Raw genomic sequence first — 12,189 nt, 5'->3', positions numbered from 1 at the left:
GCGTCAACGATCGGGACGTTGATGTCGCGGACTTGTGTCCGCGCGCTCGTCCGACCCGTTCACCCGTTCGCCGCTTCGTACGCCTTGATCACGTCACTGGGCACACGGCCCCGTTCTTTGACCTGGAACCCGTTCTGCCGTGCCCACACCCGCACAACCGCCAAGTCCTGCACCGGGCTGGGGCGGCTGGTGCGAACCGGTGCGACCTGCTCCAGGGCCGTGCCCTCCCGGATCGCGGCGCGCACTTCCTCGGCGGCGCGCGTCGGCTCCAGCACCGCCGGTGTCCCCAGTTCCGACACGGTCACGTTGGCCAGGCCCAGGTCCTCCGCCACCTGGCGGATGTGCGTGTGGTGGCTCAGCACGATGATCTGCCACCGCTGCGCCAACTCGGCCATCACCCGGATGGCCGCCGCGGCGCGCGCGTCGTCGAACGTCATCAGCACGTCGTCGAGGACGACCGGCAGCGTGGGCAGACCGCGGGCGACGCGACTCTCCTGCAACGACGCGATGCCCGCCAGCCTCAGCGCGAGGAACGCCTGGTCCGCAGTCCCCTCGGACAACTCGTCGGGTTCGTGCGCCTGTTCGTCCGCTCCCACGACGCGCAGCGACCGCCCGTCCTTGCCGTGCAGGGGCCGCAGCGCGACGTACCGCCCGTCGGTCAGCTGTTCGAGGATGCGGCCCGCCGCGTCGAGCAGCGGGGAGGCGTGCTTGCGCTCGTAGGCGTCCAGCTCGCTGCGCAGGACCGTCCGCTGGATCTCGACGACCAGGTACTCCTCGACGTGCTCGGCCAGCGCCGCCAGCTTCTCCTCGGCCTTGGCGTGCAGTTCCGCCGCTCCGGCACGTGAGGTCAGCTCGCGGTACTGCTGCTCCAACCGGAGGTGCTCCTCGAGCGCCTGCTTGTAAGCTTCACCGGCTTCGCGGGCGGATCGGTCGGCGGATTCCACCTCGGAGCGCAGGGACTCGGTGTCGGCATCGGCCAGGTCGGACACCAACTGCTCGACGTCGAGGTCCGGCAGCGCGGCCCTGATCACCCCGGTGTGCTTCGCGGCTTCTTCTTCGAGGTCGGTGAGGAGCCGCCCACGCCCCGCCGCCTGGTCCAGGTCGCCGGAACGCACGCGGTCTTCGAGGGCCGCCAACTGGTCGAGAGCGGATTGCCGCTGTCGTGTGATGCGCTCGGTCTTCGTCTTCAGCGCGTCGAGCTGGTGCGCGAAGTTGTCCGAGGTGGTCTTGGCCTGCCGCGCGGCGCGCAGGCGGTCGGCCAGCAGAGCGGTGGTCTCGGTGGGATCAACGGCCGCGTCGACGCCCAGCAGGGTGGTCACGCGGGAGAGTTCCTCGGTGAAGACCCTGTAGCGCTCGCTGAGCTCGTGAGCCTTTTCGCGGCGGCGGTCCGCGTCGGTGTGGAGGTCGCGGGCCTGCGTCACGATGTCTCGTCGTCGGTGCCATCCCGTCGGACTCATCATGGGCAGTCCGGCGGTGGTGAGGGTGCGCTTCCACTTCGTGTCGACCGAGTCTCGCTTCGCCACCGCCCGGTCGTGACCGAGCTGCGCGGCCTCCCGCAATCGCCGCATCTGCTCTGCCACGGCGCGTGATTCCTGCGCTTTGGCGTCCGCGGCGAGCACTTCCTCACCGGCAGTCAGCAGGCTGGCCAGGTCTGCGCCGGGACGGGAGCGTCCGGCCTGCGCGAGCAACTGGGCCAGGTAGGTGTGCTGCTGTTCGACCTGGGGGCGCAGGTCTTCCACGCGGTCCCGCGCTGCCCTGGCCCTGCCCTCAGCCGCCAGCGCATCGACCAGCAGCGCACGGTGCGCGAGCGCCTCCGCGGGTGGGGGAGCGGCCACACCTGCCGGCTGCCAGACGGCCGTCCAGTCCTGCCGCGCCAAGGCCAGCGCGGACATCGCCTCCTCGACCGCCGTTGCCGCGTCGGAAGCCTCGGCCCGGGCCGCCGCGGCCTGCTCGACCAGTTCCGCTCGTGCGGCGGCTGCTTCCCGGTGCTCGGAAACCAGGTCGGCTACGTGGTCGGCCTGCCGAATGGCGCGCTCCGCCGCCACCGGCAGGTCCGGCGCGTTCGAGGCGGGAACCCCCGCGACCCATGACCGCACGACGTCGTCGACGAGCCTGTCCCGCTCGGCGCGCGCATCCGCCACCGCGGCGGGGTCGGGGACATCGCGATCACTGCTCGTGCGCAAGCGCTGGTCGAGGGAGTCGACCCGTTTCGCCGCTATCGCCGCCGCGGAACGCGCCGCGCGCACTGCCTCTTCGCACGCGGCGAGCCGGTCGCCGCCGGTCTTGACCGCGTCGAGCGACGGCACGGTGCCGACGGCCGTGACGACCGGATAGCCCGCTCGGGTGAGCAGCTCGGCGCGCTCGGAGGTCGCTTGGTGCGCTGTGCGCAGCGCTTCGTCGAACGCCGTCGACGCCGAGTCCGCCGCCTTCAGCGAGTCGAGCGCCTCGCGCAGGGACGCAACGGATTCCGGAGGTGTCGCGGACGGGTCGGAGCTGGCGGCGGTCTCCTGATCGCGGGCGGTGGACAGTTTCTCCTCGGCTGCGGCCAGCTCCTCGTCCGCCTCGGCGAGCTTCGACGCGACAGCGTCCAGCTCGGCGATCCGGTCCTCACCGAGCCACAGGCGGGACAGCGCGTCCCCGACCGGCAGGTCCTCGCAGGTGAGGTCGAAGAGCAGCGCGTGGGCTTCGGTGTCCAGCCGGTCGGCTTCGGCCAGGGCGTCCTCGGCGGTGGTCATGCCCTCGACTCGTGCCGTGCACTCCTGCGCCAGCCGGGTGATCGCGGACTGCTCGGCCAGGACATCGTGCTCGACGGTGACGGTCGCCGACTGCGCGAGCACCTCCTCCCGCTGTCGCTCGATGTCCGCCCTGTCGTCGCCAAGCTCCTGGAGCCGCTCGGTCGCGTCTTTCCAGGCCACCAGGTCGTCGCCCAGCAGACACGGCCCGGCGGCGTGCAACTCGGCTGTGCGGGCTCGCACGCGTGCCAGGTCCCGGATCTCCCCGGCGACCCTGAGCTTCGCGCTCCACGTGTCGTGCTCGGACTTGGTGCTGTCGGCCTCGGCACGTTGCCGGGCGAGGTCGTCGGCGGCCCGTTCCAACGCCTTCCGCACGTCCATGACGCGGGAAGCGAGGGCCGTCGCCTGCTCCGCCTCGTCCGCGGCGTCCTGGTACTCGGTGAGTGCCCGACGCGCCTCGACGTTCTTGTTGTTGCGGTGGCTTTTGTAGAGCGCGTCGGCCCGTGCCGACAGGTCTTCGAGGATGCCGTGAACCGAGTGCCCGCTGCGCGCCCGGAAGATCAGCGACGCCAGGTCGCCCTTCGCCTGGCACAAATCGCGCCCACCGGCGCGCAGCGCTTCGTGCGACAACCCGAACGAGGTCTTCCACAGGGCGCGGTCGTCCCCGTCGCCTTGCCACACCGCCGTGATCCCGGCCCCCGTCGCGGTGTCGCTCAAGCCGCTCGCGACGCGCTCGACGTGCAACTCCGCCTCGTCCGGCAGGAGCAGGGCGGCGCGCAGCACGAGCGCCTGCCTGCTGAAGCGGAAGCTGCGCGACGAGTTGAGGGGGATCGACCACAGCAGGTCGGCCAGGGCGTCGAGGGTGGTGCTCTTGCCGGTTTCGTTGCCGCCGAGGACGAGGCTGAGGCCGGTGCCGAACTCGACGGACCTGTCCTCGAAGGCGCCGTAGCGCGCGAGTTCGAGCTTCCTGACGCGCATCAGTTCACCTCGGAGGACATCTTGGCGACCAGTTCGTCCACTGCCGTGGCGGCGATCCTGCGCAGGAGTTCGTCGTCGCGCAGGTCGAGCACACCGTTGCGGCGCAGTTCGCGGCCGAAGTCGCGGTCGGGCCACTTCGCCACCTCGTGGACGAGGCCGAGGTCTCCGGTCAGCTCCCGGCCCCTGCGGCGGATCGCGTCGAGCAACCGGTCCTCGACCCCGCTCCCGGCTCGGGGTGCCCGCGCCTGCGAGACGGCTTTCTCGACCGTGACCCCGACGCGTTCCGCGAGCGAACGCACGTTCTCGGTCAACCGGACCCGGTCGCTCAACGCCCCGGCCGCTGTGGTGTCGCCGGTGATGGTGACGCGGGCCAGCAGCGGACGGTCGCCGGTGGACGCCCGTTCCTCGGCCAGGCGGCGTTCGACCGCGTCGAAGACGTCGTCGATCGAGCGCAGGCCGGTGGCGTCCACCGCGACCTTCTCCCACCGGGCCACGTCCAGCGGCTCGAAGGCGAGGACCGCCTCCTGGTCAACGGCCAGATCCACCACCAAGGCGCCCTTAGGGCCCGTCTCGTTCACGTGCCTGCCCTGGAGGTTGCCCGAGAACGCGGCTATCCGGTGTCCCCGGTTCACCACCTTCCGGGCGTGCACATGCCCCAGCGCGAAGTACTCGTAGTCCCTCCGCTCCAGGTCCGCGGGCGAGCACGGGGCGTACCTCGCGTGCCCTTCCGCCCCGGAGACCGCGGTGTGCAGGATGCCGACGTTGACCAGGCCGCCGACCCGGTCCGGGTAGGACAGCGCGAGGTTCTCGTCGACGGCCTTCGACGCGAAGCCCTGTCCGTGGACGGCCAGGCCGAGGTCGTCGACGGTCAGTGTCTGCGCCTTGTCGGTGCTCATCACCGCGACGTTGTCCGGCAGGGAAACGGCTCTCGTGACGACGCTGGCGGCGTCGTGGTTGCCGGCCACCATGAACACGCGCACCCCGTGCTGGTGCAGGACGTCCATCTGCCGGGCGAAGAACTGGCCCGTCGCGTAGTCGCGCCAGTCGCCGTCGTAGATGTCCCCGGCCAGCACGAGCGCGTGGGCGCGCTTGTCGACGACCAGCCTCACCAGGTTCTCCATCGCGTGTCGCGAGGCCAGCCGCAGCTGCTGGGCGAGGTCGTCGTCGGCGAACCTGCTCAGCCCGCGCAAGGGGCTGTCGAGGTGGATGTCGGCCGCGTGCACGATCCGCACGCCGGTCACCGCTGGAAGCTCCGGTGGCGCGGGCGGACCGCAGGCAGTGGCGCCGGGTGGTGATCACGCAAGAGCATCATGGCCGGCACATCGCGGCCGTATGCCGTAGCGCTACATCGACTGTTCACGTGATCGGGTGAGCAGTCCTCGCGTATCGGCTCGTTGCTGCGACAAGACGAAAGTCGCACCGGCGTAATTCACCCGTTCGGGCGCTAACGCCGAACGGAACTGACGCGACGTAGCCGCTGTCACCGTTTTCGAGAGGCCGTCCTTGCCCGGACGGCGCAAGATCCGAGGGGGCCGAGTGGGGTTGTTCGACCGGCTGCGGCAGAAGTTCGGGAGCAGGGCCGCCGTGATCGCGCCACCGCCGCCCGCACCGCAGTATTCGCCGCCCGCACCGCCGCTGGTCTCCGCGCCGTACCCGCCTCAGGTGGTCCCGGCTCCGCCCGTCCGCCCGCCACGACCGGCTCCACCGCGCCGCCCCGCGGTCCCTGCTCCGTCCTGGGTGCCTCCCGGCACGACGACGTCGGTGGCGGGGCGGTCGCTGCCCGGCGGGATGATCTACTTCGGCAAGCTCTCCCGCGGTGACGCCGCGCCCGGCCGCAACGTCGAGGTCGTCGACCCCACGTTGCCGATCGACTGGCGCAGGCCGGACTTCGCCGGTCAGGACATGGACTACTGGCCCGCCTACCACTCGATCACGCCACGGAGCCGGGCCGCCTACCTGCTCTGGCTGGAGAGCGGACGGTGGGCGCCCGACGCCTACATCGGCTACGTCTTCCTCTACTTCTACGGCCTGGAACGCCGAGCACTGGTCGACGCGCAGCAGGACCCGGCCGCACGGGCCGACCTGCCGCACATCCTCGGCGAGGTCACCCGCCTGCTGACCATCTACGGCGGCAACTCGTCGTTCCGGCAGTACGCCACCAGCTTCCAGCAGGTCCTGCGCGCCCTCATCAGCAGGGGAGAGGGAGCCGCACCCGATCCGGCCGAGCACGACAAGTGGTCCCCGCCGCTCACGCTGCGCATGGGTATCGGCCGCTTCGCCGCCGAAGGGCGTCCGGTGCCAGTGGACTGGGCGTGGTCGTGGGCCCTGCTCCACCCCGAGATCTACGCGCGAACGCCCGCGACGCGGTGCCCGGACGAGTTCCGCGCGCTGTTCACCACCCGCTACCGGGCCCGCTACACCGACGGCATCAAGGTCCGCCCCCTGAAGAGCAGGGTGGACCTGTCCTACCATCCCGCCAGCGGCGGGCTCCGCACGATGAGCTGGCAACTCGACGTGCCCGACGTGCTCACCGCCGCCGCGCCGACGAAGGTGCTCAAGGCGCTGGTGGAATCGTGCACCGACGACCTGGACGCCTACAGCCGCCTGATCGGCAGGCAGCCCGAGGCGGCGGGCACCCTGCCCGCGCTGGCCCTGCTGCCGGACGAGCTGTTCACCGGCGACCTCGAAGGTCTGCGCCCGGTGCGCGAACTGGTCGACCGAACGCTCCCGGACGACGTGCGGCAGGCCCGGTTCGAGCTGGCCGACCTGACCTCCCTGTGGCCCGCCCGCACCCCCGGCAAGTTCGCGAAGGCCGACGCGGTGGGGCTGGCGCAGCTGCTGGACAAGCTGGGCGTCGGCATCGAGCCCGACGTGCGCATGGGTGCTTCCGTGCAGAGCGCGGGACCGGCCGTGCTGTTCCGCATCACCGCCGCGCAGCCGGCGACCGCGACACCGGAGTACACCGCCGCCGCGACGTTGCTGCACCTCGCCGCCGTCGTCTCGGCAGCCGATGACGAGGTGTCCGCCGCGGAGCGCGACCACCTGGTCTCGCACCTGGAGTCGAGCCTGCACCTGACGCCGGGGGAGCGGATCAGGCTGACCGCCCACCTGGACTGGCTGCTGGCCGCGAAGCTGAAGCTGACCGGCCTCACCAAGCGCCTGGGCGCCCTGACCGACGCCCAACGCGCCCACGTCGCCGAGTTCGCCACCGCCATCGCGGCCGTGGACGGCGTCGTCTCGCCCGGCGAGGTCGACACGCTGCGCAAGATCTACAAGCTGCTGGGGCAGGAGCCGGACTCGGTGTACACCGAACTGCACGCCCTCACCGCCGCGTCGACCCGGCCCGCGCCGGCCACCGAGCCGGTGGTCGTCGTGCCCGCGGACACCGGCCCGACCGGCTACCTCATCCCGCCACCGGCCAAGCCCGAGCCGCCGGCCGGAGCCGTGCGCCTGGACCCCGCTCTGGTGGAAGCCAAGATGCGGGAGAGCGCCGCCGTGGCCGCCCTGCTCGCCGACGTCTTCGACGACGAACCGGACGAGGCGCCACCACCGCCCGCACCGGTCGTCGCGGTGGCACTCGTCGGTTCCCTTGACGCCGCCCACTCGACCCTGCTGCGGGAGCTGGCCACCCGACCGTCCTGGAGCCGCGCGGAGTTCGACGCCCTGTGCGCCGGGACAGGTCTGCTGCCAGAGGGCGCGCTGGACGTGCTGAACGAAGCGGCGGTCGAGGCCGCCGACGAACCGGTCGTCGAGGACGACGGTGACCCGCTCGTGATCAACGACTACGCAATGGGAGAACTGCTCGCATGAACGACACGCGCATCCGGCCCCGCGATCGCGACGCGATCATCCAGTCGCTGCGGGCCGGCGTGGTGCCCCGCTCGGGCCAGCAGCACGTCCAGGTCGGGCGGGCCCGCGAGGTCGAGTCGTTGCTGCGCGACCTCGACAGCGTCGCCGACGGCGGCTCCACGGCCCGCTTCGTCATCGGCGAGTACGGCTCGGGCAAGACGTTCTTCCTGAACCTGATCCGGGCAGCCGCGCTGAAGAAGCGCCTGGTCACCATGCACGCCGACCTCGCGCCCGACCGGCGCCTGCACGCCACCGGCGGTCAGGCGCGCAGCCTCTACGCCGAGCTGGCCCGCAACACCTCCACCTCGGCCAAACCGGACGGCGGCGCGCTGGCGGGCATCGTCGAGCGGTTCGTGTCCCAGGCGCTCACCACCGCCCGCGAGCAGGGCACGTCGCCGGAGAACGTCATCCGGCAGCGCATGGCCGAGCTGTCCGAGCTGGTCGGCGGCTACGACTTCGGCACCGTCGTCGAGGCGTACTGGCGCGGCCACGACACCGGCAACGAGCAGCTCAAGATCGACGCGGTGCGCTGGTTGCGCGGCGAGTTCACCACCAAGACCGAGGCCCGCGCCGCGCTCGGCGTGCGCACGATCGTGGACGACGCGAGCTTCTACGACCAGCTCAAGCTGCTGTCCCGCTTCGTGCGCATGGCGGGCTACAGCGGCCTGCTGGTGTGCCTGGACGAGATGGTCAACCTCTACAAGCTGACCTCCGCGCAGGCCCGCTCCGCCAACTACGAGCAGATCCTGCGCATCGTCAACGACAGCCTCCAGGGCATCAGCACCCACATCGGCTTCCTGTTCGGCGGCACGCCGGAGTTCCTCATGGACACCCGTCGCGGCCTGTACTCCTACGAGGCGCTCCAGTCCCGCCTGGCCGAGAACGCCTTCGCCACCAACGGCCTGGTCGACCACTCCGGTCCGGTGCTGCGGCTGACCAACCTCACCCAGGAGGACTTCTACATCCTGCTCACCAAGCTGCGCCACGTGCACGCCTCGGGCGACCCGCAGCACTACCTCGTGCCCGACGAGGCGCTGCACGCGTTCATGCACCACTGCTCGCAGAACATCAGTGACGCCTACTTCCGCACCCCGCGCACCACGATCCGCGAGTTCCTCAACCTGCTGTCGGTGCTGGAGAACAACCCCGGCCAGCCGTGGGAACCGCTCGTGGGCGGCGTGCGGTTCGAGGCGGAGACGAACCCCGACCTCGAACCGCTGGAACCGACGGCGCAGGACGAGTCGAGAGTGGACGATGAGCTGGCCACCTTCCGCCTCTGACACGCCGCAGGGGTCCTCGCAGTTCTTCCGCCTGCACCAGAAGGTGCAGCGCTGGATCCACCGGCAGGGCTGGCCCAAGCTCAACGACGCCCAGGAGCGGGCCATCCCCCTGGTGCTCAAGGGCACCGAGGACGTGATCGTCTCGGCGGCCACCGCGTCGGGCAAGACGGAGGCGGCGTTCCTGCCGATCTGCTCCGCCCTGCTCGACGAGGTGGACGACGGCGGTATCCGAGTGCTCTACGTGTCACCGCTCAAGGCGCTGATCAACGACCAGCACCGCCGCCTCGATGAGCTGTGCGAAGACCTCGACCTGCCGGTGCACCGCTGGCACGGCGACGTACCAGGCTCGGCCAAGGCCAAGGTCCTCACCAAACCCGACGGCATCCTGCTGATCACGCCGGAGTCCCTGGAAGCCATGTTCGTCCTGCGCGGCATGGAGATCGGATGGCTGCTGCGCGCCCTACGGTGGGTCGTCATCGACGAGATGCACTCGTTCATGGGCACCGAGCGCGGCGCGCAGCTGCAATCCCTGCTGCACCGCGTCGAACTGGCGACCCGCCGCCGCGTTCCCCGCATCGGGTTGTCGGCCACCCTGGGCGACATGGAGTCGGCGCGCGACTACCTGCGCCCAGGCAACGGTGACGGCGTCCACCTGCTGACCGCCTCGCATCACGGCACGGACATCAGCGTCATCGTTCGCGGGTACGTCAACAAGGCGCCCGTCACCGAAGACGATGAATCCGCCGAGCCAACCGCCGTCGAGAACATCAGCGAGCACGTCTTCGCCGCCCTGCGCGGCGGCAACAACCTCGTGTTCCTCGACCGGCGCGGCGACGTCGAGCTGTACGCCGACCGGCTGCGCCGCCGCAGCGAGGAACGCGCCGTGCCCAATGAGTTCTTCCCCCACCACGGCAGCCTCGCCAAGGACGTCCGCGAGCACGTCGAAGACCTGCTCAAGAGCAACAGGCCTGTCACCGTGCTGTGCACCTCCACGCTGGAGATGGGCATCGACATCGGCACCCTCACCTCGGTCGCCCAGATCGGGGCGCCGCCCTCGGTGGCGAGCCTGCGCCAGCGCATCGGCCGCTCCGGACGACGCGGCGAGCCCGCCGTGCTGCGCATGTACGTGACCGCCCAGGAGATCACCACCCACATCACACCCCAGGACGAACTGCGCGCCGAACTGTTCCAGGCCGTGGCGATGATGAGCCTGCTCGCCGAGCGCTGGTACGAACCCGCGGACACGTCCTCCCTGCACCTGTCCACGCTCGTGCAGCAGATCATGTCCGTCATCGCCCAGCACCAAGGCGCCCACCCGGTCGAGCTGTTCCAAGCGCTGTGCCTCTCCGGGCCGTTCGCGCACATCGACAAGACCACCTTCGCCGCCCTCCTGCGCGACCTCGGCCAAACCGAACTCGTCCAGCAGGAACCCGACGGCCTGCTCCTGCTCGGCAGGGTGGGGGAGCGCATCGTCAACCACTACTCGTTCTACGCCGTGTTCGCGGAGAAGCAGGAGTACCGGCTGGTCCACGGCTCCCGAGCGCTCGGCGTGCTGCACGTGACCACCCCCACCGAGGTCGGTTCGCTCGTCATCTTCGCGGGCAGGCGCTGGAAAATCATCTCCGTGGACGACCAGGCGTCCCTGATCCAGATCGAGCCCTCCCACGGCGGACGGGCACCCAAGTTCGCCGGCGGCCGTGCCGAGATCCACGACGAGGTCCGCCGCCGGATGCGCGCCTGGTACGAGTCCGACGACGTCCCCGCCTACCTCGACGCCACCGCCCAACACCTCCTCGACGAGGGACGCGCGGCCTACCGCCGCTTCCACCTCACCAAGAACGGTGCACTGGCCAGGGGCAACGACACCATCGTGTTCCCCTGGCGCGGCGACCGCATCCTCAACACCCTCACCGCCTGGCTGACCCGCGCGGGCGTGCAGGCCGTCCGGGACGGCATCGCCTTCACCGTGCCCAAGTGCACACCGGCCCAACTGCGCGCGGTCCTCCAGCAGTTGCTCCTGGAGGACGGCACCACCGCCGAGGACATCGCCGCCGCACTGCCCGACACCGTGGTCGAGAAGCACGACGTCCACCTCGGCAAGCCTCTGCGCGCCCGCGCCTACGCCGCCGGATACCTCGACATGGCAGGCGCCCGCTCCGCGCTCACGGACCTGGTCAACCGACTGCCCGAGCAGGACGTGGACGTCATCACCGGAACCCCCTACGCCCCGCCACCCCTCATCACCACCCCGACGGCCTACGCGGTTGTCGACGTCGAAACCACCGGCTTCGCTGCCCGAGGACGCGACCGGATCGTCGAGGTCGCAGTCGTCCGCATCGCCCCGGACGGCACCGTCCTGAGCGAGTGGAGCTCACTGGTCAACCCACAACGCCCACTAGCAGCCACCGAAATCCACGGCATCACCGAAGCCGACCTGACCGGCGCCCCGACATTCGCCGACATAGCGCCCACCCTCGCCGCCCACCTGCACGGCGCCGTCGTCGTGGCCCACAACGCCTCGTTCGACCTGAGCTTCCTGGACGCGGAGTTCACCCGCGCGGATCACCCGTTCACCCCGAGCGGAGCGCTGTGCACCATGAAGCTCGACGACCACGTCCACCGGACAGGACGCCGCAAACTGCACGACTGCCTCACCGCGATCGGCATACCCACCACTCACGGCACAGCTCACCGAGCCCTCGCCGACGCCAAGGCCACCGCCGATCTGCTGTGCCACTACCTGACCCACACGCCCCACGATGTGCAAAACCTCGTCACGCCCCCGAGCGCAGCACCTCGTAGTCCATGAGATACCGAAGCGCCACGAGCGGACTCATAGGTGATGTCGATGGTGTCCCACTCCGCAATCACAGCTCCCTCAACCGCATACCCACCTTAAGCAGGTAGACCGTAGTGATCACGGGTGCGAGGACTCCGTCGAGAGTCAGCGGAGCGACCGCGCGCAGGGAAGTGCCTCCGGCCAGGTCGACAACAGTCCGAAGTCGACTGGCCTCGACGCCGATTCGCCGTTTCGGCATGGACTGAGCGGCATCCTTTGCGTAGCAAGGCCTCTGCTGCAGGAGTGCTTGGATGAGATCGAGGGCTTGACGAACGCGGCGGGGCGGTCGCGCGCTCGGGCTGTTCTCCTCCACTCGTGTGGCCAAGGCCGCCACGAACGCGTCGAGGGACAAGCTCAACCATCCGATCACGTGCAGCTCATGCTCGACTTGACGGTTTGCTGGTCAAGAAGTTCTCCGAGGACAAGCGCACGTGCCTGTTCAGCATGCTATCGCTGTAGCGAGGGCGTGGACGCGTCCGGCCCTGTCCCTCCAGCTCGTGACCATGGACAG

At 70.3% G+C, this 12,189-nt stretch carries 5 protein-coding genes; 3 read left to right on the top strand and 2 right to left on the bottom strand.

Going from position 1 to position 12,189, the window contains the following annotated elements; genetic code table 11:
• Positions 1–59: 59 nt before the first annotated feature.
• Entirely contained in the window at positions 60–3,710 is a 3,651-nt protein-coding gene (locus tag JOF41_RS37855) for an AAA family ATPase (protein ID WP_209620698.1), read from the bottom strand.
• A complete protein-coding gene (locus JOF41_RS18395) occupies positions 3,710–4,951 on the bottom strand; it encodes a metallophosphoesterase family protein (RefSeq protein ID WP_307867459.1) in 1,242 nt (413 codons plus the stop codon). The genes JOF41_RS37855 and JOF41_RS18395 overlap by 1 nt, the downstream gene beginning before the upstream one ends.
• Positions 4,952–5,246: 295 nt before the next feature.
• Between JOF41_RS18395 and JOF41_RS18390 the strand changes: the two genes are divergently transcribed.
• From JOF41_RS18390 to JOF41_RS18380, 3 genes are read left to right on the top strand one after another with little or no spacing between them, the layout of a single operon-like run.
• Complete coding sequence (locus tag JOF41_RS18390; protein WP_209620695.1) at positions 5,247–7,520, top strand: tellurite resistance TerB family protein; 2,274 nt, start codon at positions 5,247–5,249, stop codon at positions 7,518–7,520.
• Entirely contained in the window at positions 7,517–8,839 is a 1,323-nt protein-coding gene (locus JOF41_RS18385; RefSeq protein WP_209620692.1) for an ATP-binding protein, read from the top strand. Before JOF41_RS18390 ends, JOF41_RS18385 begins: the two co-directional genes overlap by 4 nt.
• On the top strand, positions 8,814–11,648 hold the full coding sequence (locus JOF41_RS18380; RefSeq protein WP_209620689.1) for a DEAD/DEAH box helicase: 2,835 nt from the start codon (positions 8,814–8,816) through the stop codon (positions 11,646–11,648). The genes JOF41_RS18385 and JOF41_RS18380 overlap by 26 nt, the downstream gene beginning before the upstream one ends.
• The last annotated feature ends 541 nt before the right edge of the window (positions 11,649–12,189 follow it).

The sequence above is a fragment of the Saccharothrix coeruleofusca genome (assembly GCF_017876325.1).
Taxonomy (GTDB): Bacteria; Actinomycetota; Actinomycetes; order Mycobacteriales; family Pseudonocardiaceae; genus Actinosynnema; species Actinosynnema coeruleofuscum.
Note: the sequence above shows the minus strand (reverse complement) of the source record. Positions and strands in the feature narration are given on the sequence as shown.